Annotated in this window: 20 protein-coding genes; 7 read left to right on the forward strand and 13 right to left on the reverse strand. The window is 33.9% G+C overall.

What is annotated here, in order from left to right:
* Positions 1-2: 2 nt before the first annotated feature.
* From ACFFGL_RS02610 to ACFFGL_RS02650, 9 genes are all read right to left on the reverse strand, one after another.
* On the reverse strand, positions 3-488 hold the full coding sequence (locus tag ACFFGL_RS02610) for a DUF2231 domain-containing protein (RefSeq protein WP_309728980.1): 486 nt from the start codon (positions 486-488) through the stop codon (positions 3-5).
* A 6-nt stretch (positions 489-494) separates the two neighbouring features.
* The gene (locus tag ACFFGL_RS02615) at positions 495-806 is read right to left on the reverse strand and encodes a hypothetical protein (RefSeq protein ID WP_309728978.1); all 312 of its coding nucleotides are present in this window, start codon (positions 804-806) and stop codon (positions 495-497) included.
* Positions 807-853: 47 nt separating this feature from the next.
* The gene (locus ACFFGL_RS02620; protein ID WP_309728977.1) at positions 854-1,609 is read right to left on the reverse strand and encodes a methyltransferase family protein; all 756 of its coding nucleotides are present in this window, start codon (positions 1,607-1,609) and stop codon (positions 854-856) included.
* 12 nt (positions 1,610-1,621) lie between these two features.
* Entirely contained in the window at positions 1,622-2,932 is a 1,311-nt protein-coding gene (locus ACFFGL_RS02625) for a DUF3570 domain-containing protein (RefSeq protein ID WP_309728975.1), read from the reverse strand.
* Positions 2,933-2,941: 9 nt separating this feature from the next.
* Positions 2,942-3,154 (reverse strand): DUF4266 domain-containing protein, encoded by a 213-nt coding sequence (locus ACFFGL_RS02630; RefSeq protein ID WP_309728973.1) that lies wholly within the window; start codon positions 3,152-3,154, stop codon positions 2,942-2,944.
* Complete coding sequence (locus ACFFGL_RS02635) at positions 3,147-4,133, reverse strand: FAD:protein FMN transferase (protein WP_374708757.1); 987 nt, start codon at positions 4,131-4,133, stop codon at positions 3,147-3,149. The genes ACFFGL_RS02630 and ACFFGL_RS02635 overlap by 8 nt, the downstream gene beginning before the upstream one ends.
* Positions 4,133-4,567 (reverse strand): thioredoxin family protein, encoded by a 435-nt coding sequence (locus tag ACFFGL_RS02640; RefSeq protein WP_309728969.1) that lies wholly within the window; start codon positions 4,565-4,567, stop codon positions 4,133-4,135. The genes ACFFGL_RS02635 and ACFFGL_RS02640 overlap by 1 nt, the downstream gene beginning before the upstream one ends.
* Positions 4,568-4,629: 62 nt before the next feature.
* Positions 4,630-5,994, reverse strand: a complete 1,365-nt coding sequence (locus ACFFGL_RS02645; RefSeq protein ID WP_309728967.1) for a sensor histidine kinase — start codon at positions 5,992-5,994, stop codon at positions 4,630-4,632.
* Positions 5,994-6,653 carry a response regulator transcription factor gene (locus ACFFGL_RS02650; RefSeq protein WP_309728965.1) on the reverse strand — a complete coding sequence of 220 codons (660 nt, stop codon included), beginning with the start codon at positions 6,651-6,653 and terminating at the stop codon, positions 5,994-5,996. The genes ACFFGL_RS02645 and ACFFGL_RS02650 overlap by 1 nt, the downstream gene beginning before the upstream one ends.
* Positions 6,654-6,780: 127 nt before the next feature.
* On the opposite strand from ACFFGL_RS02650, the gene ACFFGL_RS02655 reads away from it, so the two are divergent.
* From ACFFGL_RS02655 to ACFFGL_RS02685, 7 genes are all read left to right on the forward strand, one after another.
* Positions 6,781-7,305, forward strand: a complete 525-nt coding sequence (locus ACFFGL_RS02655; RefSeq protein ID WP_309728963.1) for an alpha-ketoglutarate decarboxylase — start codon at positions 6,781-6,783, stop codon at positions 7,303-7,305.
* A gap of 18 nt (positions 7,306-7,323) precedes the next feature.
* Positions 7,324-8,124: a TIGR00266 family protein gene (locus tag ACFFGL_RS02660; protein ID WP_309728961.1), complete on the forward strand. Its 801-nt coding sequence runs from the start codon at positions 7,324-7,326 to the stop codon at positions 8,122-8,124.
* 67 nt (positions 8,125-8,191) lie between these two features.
* Positions 8,192-9,322: a tRNA guanosine(34) transglycosylase Tgt gene (gene tgt / locus ACFFGL_RS02665; protein WP_309728959.1), complete on the forward strand. Its 1,131-nt coding sequence runs from the start codon at positions 8,192-8,194 to the stop codon at positions 9,320-9,322.
* 1 nt (position 9,323) lies between these two features.
* Positions 9,324-10,400, forward strand: a complete 1,077-nt coding sequence (locus tag ACFFGL_RS02670) for an LptF/LptG family permease (RefSeq protein WP_309728957.1) — start codon at positions 9,324-9,326, stop codon at positions 10,398-10,400.
* Positions 10,401-10,514: 114 nt separating this feature from the next.
* The gene (locus ACFFGL_RS02675; protein ID WP_309728956.1) at positions 10,515-11,468 is read left to right on the forward strand and encodes an acetyl-CoA carboxylase carboxyltransferase subunit alpha; all 954 of its coding nucleotides are present in this window, start codon (positions 10,515-10,517) and stop codon (positions 11,466-11,468) included.
* A 167-nt stretch (positions 11,469-11,635) separates the two neighbouring features.
* Positions 11,636-13,186, forward strand: coding sequence for a replicative DNA helicase (dnaB, locus tag ACFFGL_RS02680; RefSeq protein WP_309728954.1), 1,551 nt, complete (start codon positions 11,636-11,638; stop codon positions 13,184-13,186).
* Positions 13,187-13,237: 51 nt separating this feature from the next.
* Positions 13,238-14,497 carry an asparagine synthetase B gene (locus ACFFGL_RS02685; RefSeq protein ID WP_309728952.1) on the forward strand — a complete coding sequence of 420 codons (1,260 nt, stop codon included), beginning with the start codon at positions 13,238-13,240 and terminating at the stop codon, positions 14,495-14,497.
* Here ACFFGL_RS02685 and ACFFGL_RS02690 read toward each other — a convergent pair.
* From ACFFGL_RS02690 to infC, 4 genes are all read right to left on the reverse strand, one after another.
* On the reverse strand, positions 14,494-15,468 hold the full coding sequence (locus ACFFGL_RS02690) for an OmpA family protein (RefSeq protein ID WP_309728950.1): 975 nt from the start codon (positions 15,466-15,468) through the stop codon (positions 14,494-14,496). The two genes, ACFFGL_RS02685 and ACFFGL_RS02690, sit on opposite strands and share 4 nt — an antisense overlap.
* Positions 15,469-15,542: 74 nt before the next feature.
* Positions 15,543-15,887: a 50S ribosomal protein L20 gene (gene rplT, locus ACFFGL_RS02695; RefSeq protein WP_309728948.1), complete on the reverse strand. Its 345-nt coding sequence runs from the start codon at positions 15,885-15,887 to the stop codon at positions 15,543-15,545.
* A gap of 94 nt (positions 15,888-15,981) precedes the next feature.
* The gene (gene rpmI / locus ACFFGL_RS02700; RefSeq protein WP_055412294.1) at positions 15,982-16,179 is read right to left on the reverse strand and encodes a 50S ribosomal protein L35; all 198 of its coding nucleotides are present in this window, start codon (positions 16,177-16,179) and stop codon (positions 15,982-15,984) included.
* 55 nt (positions 16,180-16,234) lie between these two features.
* Positions 16,235-16,786, reverse strand: a complete 552-nt coding sequence (gene infC / locus ACFFGL_RS02705) for a translation initiation factor IF-3 (protein WP_309729115.1) — start codon at positions 16,784-16,786, stop codon at positions 16,235-16,237.
* Positions 16,787-16,792 lie beyond the last annotated feature (6 nt).

Below are 16,792 nucleotides of genomic sequence, written 5' to 3' on the forward strand. Positions count from 1 at the left end.
TATTAAAATTCTTCACAATGTTCTGACGGTGTATAAACGCCGGCTGCTTGTTGATAAACTAAGGTTGCTCCTAGGTGACCCACATAAAAAAGACAAGATGTTCCACCTAAAAGAAGTAAAATTAAAAGATAATTTATCCACTTTTTTAAGGAAGCTAAAACTTTAAAATGTATAAAAAGATCTATTACACTTGCGGCGGTAAATAACCAAGCCGTGGTAAATGCAAAATTTTCGTGATCTTTTAAAACGGTTGGGTCGCAAAGTTTTCTAGAAACAATTCCATCGGCTAAATTACCGGTGTAAATTGCAATCCACGCGCTTATTGTTCCGGCGATTAATAAAATGCTTCCACCTAATTTAAAGGTTTCTTTGGTTGAAAAAAGTGAGATGCTTTTAAAAAGGAAAGCAAAAAGTAATAAAACAATTGGAAAATGAACGGACAACGGATGAAAAGTCGTTGTCCGCCAAAAATCTGGTAATGTTTCCATACAGGATTATTCCATAATTTTTACTGAAATAGGATCTAATCTATTTCCTGTTTTTTCAACTTTTACTTCAACTTGTTGGTTTTCTTTCAGCATAGAAAAATCAACTGGTTTGCCGTCTTTTGTTAACGTAGTTTCATCGGTAAAGTAAAGTTCAAGGATTTTATCGTCTGCTGTGGTAACGTAAATTTCAGTTTTTTCAGCTTCCACTTCTTTAATTTTTCCTTGGTAAGTTCCCGATTCTACCACGTCAGTTTTTTCGCCACAAGCTACAATCATTAAAAATGAAAAAGCTACGGTAATCATTTTAAGTAATTTCATAAAAATATGTTTTTAAGTTAATTTCAAATATAATAAACATCAAAAAGCTATCTGTTTTTTTCGTTTAATAAAGTGGTTTTCTTTTTTATTATTTTCAGAATTATATAGCTAATTCCGGTTAATAAACACATTGCGATTAAAAAATAATTATAATCGGTTTCATTTTCAATGAGTTCTCCTGAAAAATCAAAGATGAAGAAAATTAAAAATAAGGCAAACAATCCGTTTTTCTCTTTTTTCAAAACTTTTTTCCAACTAAAAGGAAGATTAGATTTTCTGAAATTTCTAAAATTTGGTACAAATGCCGGAACATTTTCTGCCCATTTTGCATAATGGTTTCCAAATTTTCTTCTTAAAAATTGTTCTTCAGCATACATAATTCGTTCATAATAAATCCAATAAAAAAGACAAAAAGCAACGATAAACCATAAATTTCCGGTAAGCATTGCGGGACCAACCCACATTAAAAAATTACCAACGTACAGAGGATGTCGAACTATTGAATACATTCCTGACGTATTTAACGTATCGGCAACTTGACCTTGTGTAGTATTTCTTCCTGAAGTGTTTTTAGGTGTATGACCAACTGTATAAACTCTTATAAATAAACCTAATAGACTTAAAAATAAACAAGCCATTTCATAATAAATTTCATAAGGAGTTTCTTCTAAAAAGAAAGTTTCTGGATAAATTTCTGTTCTTAAATAAAGCGTTGTTCCGATGAATAAAATTACCAGTGGAAGAAAACTTCTATATTTAAAAAGCCAAATACCTTGTTGCTCTAATTCTTCTTGTAATGCCATTTTTAAAAATTTTTAATTTAATATAAATTTAAACCCGCCGGAAATTATGGAAGCCGTTAATCCAGTATTACGCTCGTAATAATGATATTTTAAATCGATGGATTTTAAACCATAACTCCAAATTTTAAAACTGGTAAAAATATCGGTATAAGTCACACCAAAGCCGTATTGATTAGCATTGAAATTAGATAAATCGTAATCTGAAGTATAAAATTTTTCTGTTGAAAGATGCTTTTCATACGGAGCAAAATAATCTGCTGCTGTTTGTGAATAATACCGATACGAAGGATAAAGAGTAAATTTCTCAGATATTTTTATAGGAATTTCCAGACTTGCGGTGTGCGAATTAATTCCCCAATCATCAAAATAATAGCGGTAATATGTGCGAAGTACAAAAGTTTCATTTAGGTAATAATTTAACCTTCCACCTAGGGCAACTTTAAATCGCGTATCGGGTAATTGTTCAATCGCGTCGGCAAGTTGAAAATTTTCAATATAAGAATTTTCAACGTCAGAAAAATATACCCGTTGAAATGGTGTAGAAAGTAAACCTTGTTGTTGAACAACATCTAGCATTAAATTCCCTTGCATTCTTTTTGATAAAATCTGAACGAAACTTAATCCAACCGAATAAGAATTTCGCGTTTCATCTTGAAATTCAGCAAAACGCGGCGCATAATTTTGATTTCCCGTAATTGTGTTCGATTGAAATAATCTATTATTTAATCCATTTCCGTTTTCAGCAAAAGGACGCAATTCTATAGGGTAAATTGAATTCCACTTGTCTAAATAAACATTGGCTTTTAAACTGATTTCAGTATTTTTTTCGTTGAATAATCGTGTGTAACTTCCACCAAAACCTAGCGAAAAATAATCGTATTCCGTAGAGACCGAAACTTTGGCGTTCCAAATTTTATTTCTATCGTCTGAGCTATGTGTGTAATTTCCAGTCACGTTTGCCCAAGTATCGCTAGAAGAAGCTCCAGAAGATGCCTGAAAAGGATCGGCTTTTTTTCCACCATCAAACGGATCGATGTTGCTAGACGAAGCAGAAGTATAAGCCGAAACTCCGGCGTCGATCATTAAAATATCATCTTCGTTTAGTGGTATTGAAACTACAATGGTTGGCGTTACATCGGTAAGTCTTTCAGTACCAATTCCGCCGCTAACTGCCGCGTTATTTCCATCTTGTGTGTAATAACTGGCTAGCAAATCTACTTCTGTACTTTCTAAAACTCTTTTTTTGTAAGTAGCAGTAGAATCTTGCGAAAAGCCAACTTTTACCAAGAAAATTGCAATACTAAATAAAATTATTTTCCTCATTTATTTTGATTAATTACAGCCGCAACCACCACCGGTTTTTCCACCGTTTGCGCCGGCAGCCGATTCTCGATAAGCTTGAAAATTAGTTTCAAAACGGTCTACTTTTTTGGTGCCAATTACCATATTGGGATCGTTTATGTAAACTTTTTCATATTCTTTTACCACCGTGCAAGAACTTGCCGCACTTGCTATGAAGATGAAAATTAAAAGTCGTTTAATCATCGCTATTTATTTTAATATTATTTGAAGTGAAAATATTTCCTTGATCGTCTATAATAATACATTCTATTTTTGGCAGTTGGTTTATTCGGTTTAAACTAACTTCTTTTCCCATCACAAAAATAGAAGTTGCTAGCGCATCGGCTAATTCTGCTTTCGGTGCAAAAACTGTGGCGCTAATTATTCCGCTTGACGGATATCCGGTTCGCGGATCTATGATATGTGTGTAGCGTTTTCCGTTAAATTCTACATATTTTTCATAATTGCCTGAAGTAACAACCGCGCCTTCTTGAATTGGTAAGAGCGCAAATGCTTTGTTTTTATCCATTGGATTGGTAATAGCAATTTTCCAAGATTCTCCAGAAATTTGCGTTCCCCACGTATTCATATCGCCAGAAGCATTTATAATTCCGGCTTTTACGCCTTTGGAAATTAATAAATCTTTTGCGCTATCTGCCGCGTAACCTTTACCAATTGCCCCAAAACCGATTTTCATTCCTTCTTTTTTTAAAAAAACGGTAGAATTTTCTGCGTTTAGTTCGATATTTTGAAAACCAACGCTGGAAACAGAAGCTTTTATTTCTTCTTCGGAAGGCATTTTTTGCATGCTTCCGTCGAATTTCCAGATTTTATCCATCGAGGCATAACTTATATCGAAAGCGCCATCGGTTAATTTTGAAATTTGTATAGCACGTTGAATTAAGTTGAATAATTCTCGATCTACTTTTACGGCTTGCTTTCCGGCGTTTTTATTGATAGCTGAAGTTTGCGAGTCGGGATTCCAAGAAGAAATTAATTTTTCGATTCGCTGAATTTCTGCTACCGCTGTATCTATATATTCATCGCCTAAATTTTTATTTTCGGCAACTACCGTAATATCGAATTTGCAGCCCATTAATTTTAAGGTTCGCTTAAAGGTCTGTTGGGCGCAAAGCTGTTGAAAGAAAATAAAAAATATTATGAAAATTCCCTTTTTTACCATTAGTTGATAAATGAATTAAGATGAGCAATATATTTTTCGGGTGTCATTTTTTCGTAGCCGGTTTTTCCTAAAATTTCTCCATTTTTATTTAAAATGATCACGAAAGGAAAATAGCCGTTTGGGTTATATTTTTCAGCTAGTTGATTATTTTTTTCTTGTTGTTCTTTAGAAAGTGCATTTTTTTCTCTCCTCGGAAAATCGGCTTTCAGCATTACAAAATGATCTTTTGCGTAACTTTTAAATTCATCACTACACCAAATTTCTCGGTCTAATTTTATACAAGGCGCGCACCAATCTGAACCTTGAAAAACAAGAATGATCGGGTTGTCTTCTTCAGAAGCGATTTTTTTTGCTTTTTCAAAATCTAAATTCCAATCTTGAGCTTGAATTCCAGTAGTGAATAAAAGGACGAAAATGATTAAATAGGTTTTCATTTTTTTCTTTTAAAAGTACTTTTAATTTTTAGGAGTTTGGTCTTTTCTTCCTTAAGATTCGCTTAAAATTCAATTGTGAAGGTGCTTCCCGATGGGTGATTGCTTTCTAAATTTATTTTCGCATCAATAATTTCCGCGGCTTTTTTTGCGATAGATAAACCTAAACCGCTGCCCGAAATATGTTTGTGATTTAAGGCTTCAGATCTAAAAAACGGATCGAAAATTTTGGTTACATCTTCTTTAGCAATTCCGATTCCTTCATCTGTAATGGTACAAATTAATTGCTGGTTTTTTTCGGTAAGGTTTATAAGAATTTTTCCTTGTGGATTGGAATATTTTATAGCATTCGATAAAATATTTTCGAGAATTAAATCGGTATAATGTGAAGGAACTAATTTGGTGATTTTTACAGGTGGTGTAAATTTTATGCTAAGTTCTTTTTTGTTTATTTCAGTTTGGTAACGACTAAGTAATTGTTGTAAAATATAGGTAATATCGGTTTGTTCTTCTTTTTGCTGATAATTGAAACGCGCTAAAAATAATAATTGATTTATAATAGCCGTCATTCTATCGATTTCGGTTAAGGCGTACTTAATTTTTTGTTCGTATTCTTCTTGCTTTCGGGGTTTTCTAACGAGTACTTCTAGGGTTCCGCGTAAGCTGGAAAGTGGCGTTCTTAATTCGTGTGAAGCGTCTGAGGTAAATTGTTTTTCGCGTTCTAAGGTTTTTTCAATTCGTTTTAATAATTCGTTTATTGAGGTTGAAAGTTCAAATAATTCATCTTTATTTTCAGGTAATTTTACGCGTTCACTTAAATTATGCTTATTAATATTTTGAGTGGTTTTTGTAATATGAGTAATGGGTTGAATGCTTTTTCCTGCTATGTAGCGGCAAACAAAAAATAAGGCAATTAAAATCAGCGGGAAGCTTAATAACAACGTATTTTTTAGCTTTTGAAGAACCATAAAAGAAGATTCAAAAGACATTGCTGTTATAATGTAACCTACTTTTTTTTCATTATTCATCACCGGAATTTGAACTTGCCGAATACGTTTCTGATCTAATTGTGTATTAAAATGTTGAAAAGATGATTTATCCTGAAAATAGGGGAGGAAGTCATTTTTCAAGTTTGGCGATTTATCGGTAACTTTTCCTTCTAAATTAATAATTTGTACAAAAACCGGATTTACTTCTACTTCTTGATGTTCGCGTTCTTCCCATTCTTCTTTGTAAGCAAATTTTAACGGACGTTTATTGATGGCAATTTCAGCTAAATGTTTATTTGCCTCGAAAGTTAAATCTTCATCTAAATTTTCATAAACTACTTTTTTTACACCGAAAAATAAAATGAAAAAAGCGATTGCTACAATACTCGCGGTTGCCAGTAAATAATATAAAGCGATTCTATTTTTAAAACTTATTTTCATTAAATTTTTGCCATATAACCGACACCTCTAATAGTTTGAATATAATTTTCTTCTTTTGTAAACGCCATTTTTTTTCGTAAAGCATTAATGTAAACATCGATCACGCCAGAATCATATTCGAAATTGATATCCCAAACGGCTTTTAAAATTTCTTTTCGTTCGCAAACTTTGTTTTTATTTTTCAATAAAAATAGTAGCAAATCAAATTCTTTAACGGTAAGCTGAATTAATTTTTCGTCCTTAAAAACTTCCCGCGATTGCTCATTAATTTTAATTTTTCCTAAACTAATGATATTAGCTTGTTTACTACGTAACTGAACATTTATGCGTTCTAGCAATTCTTGAAAATGAAATGGTTTTTTAATAAAATCGTTTGCGCCATTTTGTAAACCGGCAATGGTTTCTTCAACCGTATCTTTTGCGGTGAGAAAAATAATTGGGGTTGAAGAATTTTCCTTTCGGAACTTTTTACACAATTCCAATCCGTTTAATTCAGGTAACATCCAATCCAGTAAAATTAAATCTGGATTTTCATTTTGCGCAAGTTGTAGTCCAATTGTTCCGGTTTCAGCAATAAGACAATCAAAACCTTCTTCTTGCAAACCTTGTTGTAAAAAGGATTTAATTCCGGGTTCATCTTCTATAATCAAGATTTTCATAATCAAAGATTAAAATAATTTTCAACTTTTTCTGAACTTAATTCTTATGATTTGCTTAAAAATATTTCAATATACTTTAAATAACACTTATTTTTAGGACTGAAATTTTGAGCTAGATAAAAATAATATGAAAAAAATATTCTTTACATTTTTACCCGTACTATTCTTGTTTATTGGTTTTTCATCAATGGCTCAATTCAATCTAACTTCAAAAACCGATTCGTTTTGGGATCGCGTAAGTTATGGCGGCGGAATAGGTCTTAGCTTCGGGAATAATTTCTTCAGCGGTTCTATTTCACCAAGTGCGGTTTATCAAGTAAATTCCTATTTCGCTACCGGTGTTGGTTTAAATTTTACCTACGCAAATATCTATGATGATACTTCTATTGTTTACGGTGGAAGTCTTTTAGGATTTTTTAGACCACTTAGAGAAATACAATTATCTGCTGAATTTGAAGAATTAAGCGTAAACCGGAGTTATGAAATAAATAGCGAAACAATAGACGAAAATTATTGGTATCCGGCATTATTTTTAGGTGCAGGTTACAATACCGGACCTGTAACAATTGGCGTGCGTTATGATGTTTTATACGATGACGATAAAAGTATTTACGCAAGTCCGTTTATGCCATTTTTGCGAGTTTATTTTTAATAAAAAACTATGAAATATATGAATGCACACGAAATAGATTACAAAATTTTTGGGGAAGAAATGCAATACGTAGAGATTGAATTAGATCCCAACGAAGGTGTTGTTGCTGAAGCCGGATCTTTTATGATGATGGATCAAGGTATAAAAATGGAAACGATCTTTGGCGACGGCTCTTCCAAAAATAATGGTTTCTTTGGAAAAATTCTAGGCGCTGGAAAAAGACTACTAACCGGAGAAAGCCTTTTTATGACGGTTTTTTACAACACTATTCCCGGAAAAAAACGGGTAAGTTTTGCTTCACCCTATCCTGGAAAAATTATTCCAATTGATTTAAGTGAATTCAACGGAAAATTTATTTGTCAGAAAGATGCGTTTTTATGCGCGGCGAAAGGCGTTTCTGTAGGAGTAGAATTTTCAAAACGATTAGGTAGAGGTTTCTTTGGTGGTGAAGGTTTCATCATGCAAAAATTAGAAGGCGACGGAATGGCTTTTGTCCACGCAGGAGGAACAACCGCGGTAAAAGAATTAGCTCCCGGCGAGCAATTGCGTGTAGATACAGGATGTATTATAGGTTTCGATTCAACCATAGATTATAATATTAATTTTGTAGGCGGAATAAAAAATACACTTTTCGGTGGCGAAGGAATGTTCTTTGCAACTTTAACCGGTCCGGGAACTGTTTTTATACAATCACTTCCTTTTAGCCGATTAGCGAGTCGCGTTTTTGCAGCTGCTCCACAAGGCGGCGGAAAAGATAAAGGCGAAGGAAGTATTTTAGGTAGCTTAGGCAATTTATTGGATGGTGATAACAGGTTTTGATATTATATTTCGAAACATATTTTTTTAACCCTGTATATTCCTATCTTTGCAACTTTTAAATTAACCTATGAAATTTAAGCTTCACGCTAGAGATTCGCAAAGTAAAGCAAGAGCAGCTACAATTACTACAGATCACGGAACTATACAAACGCCAATTTTTATGCCAGTTGGTACGGTGGCTACCGTAAAAGGAGTTCATCAGCGAGAATTAAAAGATGAAATTAATCCAGATATTATTCTAGGAAACACCTATCATCTTTATTTACGACCGCAAACCGATATTTTGCAAAAAGCTGGAGGATTACATAAATTCATGAATTGGGATCGAAATATTCTTACCGATAGCGGTGGTTATCAGGTTTATTCGCTTTCAGCAAATCGAAAAATTAAAGAAGAAGGCGTAAAGTTTAAATCGCATATCGACGGTTCTTATCACTTTTTTACGCCTGAAAATGTGATGGAAGTTCAGCGGAAAATCGGAGCCGATATTATTATGGCTTTTGACGAATGTACACCCTATCCTTGCGATTATAAATATGCAAAAAGATCAATGCATATGACACATCGGTGGTTAGACCGTTGCGTTAATCATTTCGAAAAAACACCTCCACTTTATGGATATGAGCAAACGCTTTTTCCAATAGTTCAAGGAAGTACCTATAAAGATTTACGCCAACAATCTGCGGAATATATTGCAAATGCAGGAGCTGAAGGAAATGCAATTGGCGGACTTTCAGTAGGAGAGCCTGCTGAAGAAATGTACGCAATGACCGAAGTGGTAACCAATATTTTGCCGGAAGATAAACCTCGTTATTTAATGGGCGTTGGAACTCCAATAAATCTATTAGAAAATATTGCGCTTGGTGTAGATATGTTCGATTGCGTAATGCCAACTCGAAACGGAAGAAATGGAATGCTATTCACAGCACACGGAACAATCAATATTAAGAACAAAAAATGGGAAGATGATTTTTCTCCGATTGATGAAATGGGAATTACGTGGGTAGATACTGAATATTCCAAAGCCTATGTTCGACATTTATTTACCGTAAATGAAATGCTTGGCAGGCAAATTGCTACCATTCATAATCTAGGTTTTTATCTTTGGTTAGTTCGCGAAGCCAGAAAACACATAATAGCAGGTGATTTTAGGACGTGGAAAGATAAAATGGTAAAACAAATGGATAAACGTTTATAAGTTGAAAATACTCGATTGGTACATACTAAAACGCTATTTAGGAACATTTTCGATGTTGCTTTTACTTTTTATTCCCATTGGAATTACGGTAAACCTCGCCGAAAAGATTGATAAGATCTTTGCCAATGATGTTCCATTTATAGAAGTTGTCTACTATTACATCGATTTTACAGTATATTTTGCCAATCTTTTATTTCCACTTTTTCTGTTTTTGTCAGTTATTTGGTTTACTTCAAAATTGGCAAATAATACAGAAATTATTGCATTTCTAAGTTCAGGTGTTTCATTCAATCGGTTTTTACGTCCTTATATTATTGGTGCGACCATTATTTGTATTGCCGCGTTGGTAATGAGTATGTATTTAGCGCCAGAAGCCAATAAAGGTTACAACGAGTTTAAATATAAATACCTTAAAAAAGGAGAAGATATTCAGGAAACAAAAGATGTTTATCGACAGATAAATGATAATGAATATATTTATGCGACAAACTTCCGACCCCAAGCGCATACCGCTAATAATTTCACTTTAGAACATTTTGAAGGAAATGAATTAAAATTTAAGCTAAAAGCCGATCGGTTAGAGTTTGATGCTGAAGATAGTACGTATACTTTAATTCGATATGAAAAAAGAATTGTAGGAGAACGCAAAGATGTTTTACTTTCGGAAACAAAGTTAGATACCGTTCTTCCATTTGAGTTTGATGCTTTAACACCGGTTTCTTACATAGCCGAAACTTTAAATTATTCAGAATTAAATGATTTTATTGAGCAAGAAAAACGGCGCGGTTCAGCAAATATTAATCGCTATCAAGTAGTAGCTTATAAGCGTTTAAGTTTACCGGTTTCAGCTTATATTCTTACCATAATTGCGGTTTCCGTTTCAGCTATGAAAAGAAGAGGAGGAATGGGCGTAAATCTTGCTGTGGGAATTTCAATCGCCTTTATATTTGTCTTTTTTGATAAAGTTTTTGGAACAATTGCAGAGCAATCAACTTTTTCACCTTTAATTGCCGTTTGGTTTCCCAATATAGTATTTGGGGTCTTAGCTGTTATTTTACTTCGTAGAGCAAGAAGGTAAAAACCAGTGAGTTTTTCACTGAAAATATTTTTCAAAATTACTCCGCAACAAAGAAAACAACACTAGAAGTTTTATATATTTGTAAGCTATAAAAACAAAAGCTATAGCCAAGTTATGGAATATTTAGATTTTGAATTACCAATAAAAGACCTACAGGAGCAATATACAAAAGCCTGTAAAATTGGAGAAGATAGCGCAGTAGATGTTTCAGATACGTGCAAACAAATTGAAAAGAAATTAAAAGAGACCAAGAAAGAAATATATAAAAATTTAACGGCTTGGCAACGTGTTCAATTATCGAGACATCCCAATAGACCTTATACGTTAGATTATATAAAAGCACTTTGCGGAAATTCTTTTTTAGAACTTCATGGCGATAGAAATGTGGCAGACGATAAAGCAATGGTTGGCGGTTTAGGAAAAATCGACGGACAGAGTTTTATGATTGTGGGGCAACAGAAAGGATACAATACCAAAACCAGACAGTATAGAAATTTCGGGATGGCAAGTCCAGAAGGTTATCGTAAAGCATTGCGCTTAATGAAATCTGCTGAAAAATTTAATTTGCCTGTCTTAACTTTTATCGATACGCCTGGAGCGTATCCTGGTTTAGAAGCAGAAGAACGTGGCCAAGGTGAGGCTATTGCACGAAATATTTTAGAAATGACGCGTTTAAAAGTTCCGATTATTGTAGTGGTGATTGGTGAAGGAGCAAGTGGCGGAGCTTTAGGAATTGGAGTAGGAGATAAGGTGATGATGTTAGAAAACTCTTGGTATTCTGTAATTTCTCCAGAAAACTGTTCTTCCATTCTATGGCGTAGTTGGGATCATAAAGAACAAGCTGCAGAGGCACTAAAACTTACTGCAAAAGATGCGAAACGTTTAAAAGTTATCGACTCGATTATAAAAGAACCATTAGGTGGAGCGCATAGTAATAGAGAAGAAATGTATAAAACACTTTCTAAGGTGATTTCAGAATCTTTTCAAGAGCTTAAAAACTTATCACCAAAAGATTTAGTGGAAACTCGAATGGAAAAATATTTAAATATGGGGGTTTTTAAAAGTTAGAACCTTTAGAATCATACCATGTAAAAATCCCGAAGTTTTTAACTTCGGTTTTTTTATGCTTATCAACAATAAAATGAAGTTATCAACAGTTCGATTGTTAATGAACGGTGAACTATCTTAACGTAAAAATGAGGCTTTTACGTTAACAATTTATTTACATTCGTGATATGGAAAAAATAAAAACAGCACAGCAATATAAATTTGGTGGTGGAAATGTAATTAATCTTGAAAAAGGAAAATTACCTCCTCAGGCAGTTGATTTAGAGGAAGTTGTGTTGGGGGCGATGATGATCGATAAAAAAGGAGTTGATGAGGTTATCGATATTTTACATCCTGAAGTTTTTTATAAAGAAGCGCACCAACACATTTATCACGCGGTTTATTCGCTGTTCGAAAATAGCGAGCCGGTTGACTTATTAACCGTTTCGAGTCAATTAAAGAAAGATGAAAAGTTAGAAGCTTGTGGTGGTGATTATTACCTTATTCAACTCACGCAAAAAGTATCCTCTTCGGCGCATATTGAATTTCACGCACGTATTATTCTTCAAAAATATATTCAGCGAAGTTTAATTAAAATTTCCAATGAAATAATTGAAGACGCTTACGAAGAAAGTACCGATGTATTCGATTTATTAGATACTGCAGAATCGAAACTTTACGAAGTTACCCAAGGAAATATTAAACGTTCTTCAGAAACAGCGCAAAGTTTAGTAATTCAAGCGAAAAAAAGAATTGAGGAAATTTCTAATAAAGAAGGTTTAAGCGGAATTCCGTCTGGTTTCGATAGATTAGATAAATTAACCTCAGGCTGGCAACCTAGTGACTTAGTTATTGTTGCCGCAAGACCGGGTATGGGGAAAACTGCGTTAACCCTTTCGATGGCGCGAAACATTTCCGTTGGTCAAAATATCCCGGTAGCATTTTTCTCCTTAGAAATGTCTTCGGTTCAGTTAATTACACGTCTAATTTCTTCTGAAACCGGACTTTCTTCTGAAAAATTAAGGACAGGAAATTTGGAAACCCACGAATGGGAACAGCTTAATGTAAAAGTGAAAGGATTAGAAAAAGCGCCTTTATTTATAGATGATACACCGTCACTTTCCATTTTCGATCTCCGTGCAAAAGCGAGACGTTTAGCTTCTCAACATGGTATTAAATTAATTGTAATTGATTATTTACAATTAATGACCGCTGGAGGAACGCAAAAAGGAGGAAATCGTGAGCAAGAGATTTCTACAATTTCTCGAAATTTAAAAGCGCTCGCTAAAGAATTAAATGTTCCCGTAATTGCACTATCACAACTTTCTCGTGCGGTGGAAACGCGAGGCGGAAGCAAACGACCTTTGTTGTCTGACCTTCGTGAATCTGGAGCAATTGAGCAAGATGCCGATATTGTTTCGTTTATTTACCGACCAGAATATTATAAAATTGATGAATGGGATGATGAGGAACGATCGCCAACAGAAGGTCAAGCAGAATTTATTGTAGCAAAACACAGAAATGGTGGCTTAGAAAATATACGTTTAAAATTCATCGGTCATTTAGGTAAATTCGATAATTTAGAAACCTTCGATTCTCCATTTGAGTTCCATTCTAAATTAAATGATGAAGATGATAAAGATAGCGATAACTTCAATCCATCAAATCTTCCTTCAGCAGATGAGGCTTTTGGAAGTTCGATGAACGATAATTCTGGTGATGACGACGTTCCATTCTAAATTCTGATTTATTTTAAAATCTATGGAATAAAATTTGTTTATCTTTCAACTATGAAGAAGATAATTTTATTTTTACTACTCATTTTATTTCCGATTTATTCATTTGCCTCCTATGTGTTAATTCCGATGGATGCAGAATCGCAAAAAGATCATTTAAAAGCCTACGGAATTACCTATTGGGTTTTAAAAAAACAACAAAAAGTAAAATGGCTGCTAAATTATAGAGGCGGTTCATTTTTACTTCCCGATACCGAAGAATTGCGGCAAGAATGCAAGATTAGAGGAGTTTCTTTTGAAGTAGTGAGTGAAGATAAAACTTCTTCAATTTTAGAATTAATCGATAGTCCATCGCAAAATATGGAAGCGGTGATTTTAGAGAAAGCTCCAAAAATTGCAGTTTATACTCCCGATGGAAAAGCACCTTGGGATGATGCCGTTACCATGGTGTTGACTTATGCAGAAATTCCTTATGAAACAATTTACGATCGTGAAGTTTTAGAAGATAAATTGTTGTTATACGACTGGCTACATTTGCATCACGAAGATTTTACAGGGCAATATGGTAAATTTTATGCCAGATATCGTGCGACACCTTGGTATATTGAAGAAAAAGAAAATGCTGAAAAATTGGCTACAGAATTGGGTTACGACAAAGTTTCTGAAGAAAAATTAGCTGTAGCTGAAAAAATTAGAGATTATGTAGTTGGCGGTGGTTTTATGTTTGCCATGTGTAGCGCAACCGACAGTTTCGATATTGCATTGGCTGCAGAAAACGTAGATATTTGTGAACCAATGTTTGATGGCGATCCAAGTGAACCGGGTTACCAAAGTAAAATAAATTACAACAATACTTTTGCATTTACTGATTTTGTGTTGGAGCGTAGCCCGATGAAATACGAATTTTCTTCTATAGATATGACTGCCAAACGGAAAATTCCGAAAGAAGTAGATTATTTCAGTTTAATGGATTATTCAGCGAAATGGGATCCAATTCCTACAATGCTTTGCCAAAACCACACAAGTTTGGTAAAAGGTTTTATGGGACAAACTACTTCTTACGATCCTAATGAAATAAAGCCGACGGTTTTAGTGATGGGAAAAAACAAGAGCAATGGCGAAGCGCGTTATATCCACGGAATAAAAGGAAAAGGTTTTTTTACATTTTATGGCGGTCACGATCCTGAAGATTACCAACATATGGTTGGTGATCCTAAAACCGAATTATCGCTTCATCCAAATTCTCCTGGTTACCGACTTATTTTAAATAATGTTTTATTTCCGGCTGCTCGAAAGAAAAAACAGAAAACCTAAGGTTTTGGTTTCTTTTTTTTAGGCGGTTTGTAGAATTCTTCATCTGGAATGACGACAATTTCTACGCGTCTATTTTCTTGTTTTCCCTTGGCAGTTTGGTTGGTGCTTTTCGGTTTTTCTTCACCATAAAATTTGGTCTCAAAGGTGTAATCTCCAACTTCAGCTAAAATTTCTTCTAAATACGTTTTAACACTTTCCGCTCTGTTTTTTGATAAAGTGATATTGTAAGCTGAACTTCCGTCAGCGTCGGTATGACCTTCTATAATAATTTCTGCTTTCGGAATAGGTTTTAACCCAGATTTTAAACTATCTAACGCTATTTTTGCACTTTCTTTGAGTGTAAACTTATCAGTATCAAATAATAAATTTGCTTGTAAGTCTATTTTTAAAACGCCGGCAATGGTAGCTATCGCATCAATATCAGCTCCTGGAGTTGGTCCTCGACAGAAAAATCGTAAATCTTTAATTTTTACGTAGTAGTAAATTCTTTTGTAATCGATATTTTTTTCAGCGGAAGAAATATCTACATAAGAAGAACCGCCGTGCGTATCGCCAACAGGATACCACGTTTTTCCGTCTTCAGAAATTTCAACTTCAAAAGCTTCTACTGAAGGACCAATTTCAAAGAAATATAAATCTGAACCTTCAATATCAATAAATCCGTTGTCTGTAAATTGAACGATTAATTCGCCGCCGCAGCCAATAGAAACATAGCTCGGGTCTAAATAACGAACATAGTCACTTTCACCTAATGCATTTTTAGGATTGGAAAATTCTTCTAAAGCTTTTGGAGAACCTTCTTTAAAAGAGATTATTGAATCGGCAAAAGAAATTTTTCCCAATGGCATGAAAATTTCTTTGTTTTCTCCTACTTTATAAAATTTTTGCAAATCCATTTCCTGAAACTCTATTTGCGCAGTTAAGGAAATAGTGAAATAAAAAAAGGCGAAAATGAAATGTAATTTATTCATATAGTTTAAAAATAAAAAAACCTTCTCAATTTGAGAAGGTTTTTTTTATAAGATGAGACAACTGGTGTTGTAATTTATTTTACTTTATCTACAATTGCTTTAAAAGCTTCTGGGTGATTCATTGCTAAATCAGCTAAAACTTTACGGTTTAACTGAATATCATTAGCTTTTGCTTTCCCCATAAATTGAGAATAAGACATTCCGTTTAAACGGGCAGCGGCGTTAATACGCGTAATCCATAAGCTGCGGAAATTTCTTTTTTTGGTTTTGCGGTCTCTATAAGAGTACAACATTGCTTTTTCAACCGCATTTTTAGCTACTGTCCAAACGTTTTTACGACGTCCGAAGTAACCTTTTGCTTGCTTCATTACTTTTTTTCTTCTAGCTCTTGAAGCAACTGAATTTACTGATCTTGGCATAATTAATTGTTTTTTGTAGTAGGCGGGTTTATAAAACCACTTTTATGAGCCCAACTCCATGGTTATTAAATAAAATTTAAACCTATTAAACTTTTTACTTTAAACGTAATTGTAGTTTAATGTTATCTTCATCAGACTTATGAACTAAAGTATCATGAGTCAATGCAAGCTTACGTTTTTTCGACTTCTTTGTTAAGATGTGGCTTTTAAACGCGTGCTTTCTTTTGATTTTACCAGTACCTGTTAACTTAAAACGTTTTTTGGCACTAGATTTTGTTTTCATTTTAGGCATTTCGATCCTTGTTTTTAGTTATCTCAACTTATTATTTTGCGAGAATTACTCTCGTTTATTTCGATTTTTTTGGAGCCATAAACATAGTCATCCGTTTTCCTTCTAGTTTAGGCATTTGCTCTACTTTACCAACTTCTTCTAAATCGGTTGCCAGACGTAATAATAAAATTTCGCCTTTATCTTTAAATACAATAGAACGACCTTTAAAGAAAACGTATGCTTTTAATTTTGCGCCTTCTTCTAAGAATTTTTCTGCGTGGTTTTTTTTAAACTCGTAATCGTGGTCATCTGTGTTGGGACCAAAACGAATTTCTTTTACCACTACCTTAGAAGCTTTCGCTTTCATGGCTTTTTCTCGTTTCTTCTGTTCGTAAAGAAACTTTTTATAGTCCATTGCCTTTACAACAGGCGGCTTAGCATTTGGAGAAATTTCTACCAAATCTAACCCCATTTCTTCAGCAATGGCTAAAGCCTTCTTGGTTGGGTAAACACCCATTTCTACATTATCACCTACCAATCTGACTTCATCTACACGAATTTTATCATTTATTCTGTGCGGATCTTCCTTTTTCTGTCTAAATGTATTCTTGGATTTTTTTCTACGTATTGCTAT

Origin of the sequence: Mesonia maritima, assembly GCF_042433895.1 — a bacterium.
In the GTDB taxonomy this organism is placed as follows: Bacteria; Bacteroidota; Bacteroidia; order Flavobacteriales; family Flavobacteriaceae; genus Mesonia; species Mesonia maritima.

Bases quoted from the DNA above. Each gene is read 5' to 3' on its own strand.
- ACFFGL_RS02610 (WP_309728980.1), bottom strand. From the start codon at position 488: ATGGAAACATTACCAGATTTTTGGCGGACAACGACTTTTCATCCGTTG.
- ACFFGL_RS02615 (WP_309728978.1), bottom strand. From the start codon at position 806: ATGAAATTACTTAAAATGATTACCGTAGCTTTTTCATTTTTAATGATT.
- ACFFGL_RS02620 (WP_309728977.1), bottom strand. From the start codon at position 1,609: ATGGCATTACAAGAAGAATTAGAGCAACAAGGTATTTGGCTTTTTAAA.
- ACFFGL_RS02625 (WP_309728975.1), bottom strand. From the start codon at position 2,932: ATGAGGAAAATAATTTTATTTAGTATTGCAATTTTCTTGGTAAAAGTT.
- ACFFGL_RS02630 (WP_309728973.1), bottom strand. From the start codon at position 3,154: ATGATTAAACGACTTTTAATTTTCATCTTCATAGCAAGTGCGGCAAGT.
- ACFFGL_RS02635 (WP_374708757.1), bottom strand. From the start codon at position 4,133: ATGGTAAAAAAGGGAATTTTCATAATATTTTTTATTTTCTTTCAACAG.
- ACFFGL_RS02640 (WP_309728969.1), bottom strand. From the start codon at position 4,567: ATGAAAACCTATTTAATCATTTTCGTCCTTTTATTCACTACTGGAATT.
- ACFFGL_RS02645 (WP_309728967.1), bottom strand. From the start codon at position 5,994: ATGAAAATAAGTTTTAAAAATAGAATCGCTTTATATTATTTACTGGCA.
- ACFFGL_RS02650 (WP_309728965.1), bottom strand. From the start codon at position 6,653: ATGAAAATCTTGATTATAGAAGATGAACCCGGAATTAAATCCTTTTTA.
- ACFFGL_RS02655 (WP_309728963.1), top strand. From the start codon at position 6,781: ATGAAAAAAATATTCTTTACATTTTTACCCGTACTATTCTTGTTTATT.
- ACFFGL_RS02660 (WP_309728961.1), top strand. From the start codon at position 7,324: ATGAATGCACACGAAATAGATTACAAAATTTTTGGGGAAGAAATGCAA.
- tgt (WP_309728959.1), top strand. From the start codon at position 8,192: ATGAAATTTAAGCTTCACGCTAGAGATTCGCAAAGTAAAGCAAGAGCA.
- ACFFGL_RS02675 (WP_309728956.1), top strand. From the start codon at position 10,515: ATGGAATATTTAGATTTTGAATTACCAATAAAAGACCTACAGGAGCAA.
- dnaB (WP_309728954.1), top strand. From the start codon at position 11,636: ATGGAAAAAATAAAAACAGCACAGCAATATAAATTTGGTGGTGGAAAT.
- ACFFGL_RS02685 (WP_309728952.1), top strand. From the start codon at position 13,238: ATGAAGAAGATAATTTTATTTTTACTACTCATTTTATTTCCGATTTAT.
- ACFFGL_RS02690 (WP_309728950.1), bottom strand. From the start codon at position 15,468: ATGAATAAATTACATTTCATTTTCGCCTTTTTTTATTTCACTATTTCC.
- rplT (WP_309728948.1), bottom strand. From the start codon at position 15,887: ATGCCAAGATCAGTAAATTCAGTTGCTTCAAGAGCTAGAAGAAAAAAA.
- rpmI (WP_055412294.1), bottom strand. From the start codon at position 16,179: ATGCCTAAAATGAAAACAAAATCTAGTGCCAAAAAACGTTTTAAGTTA.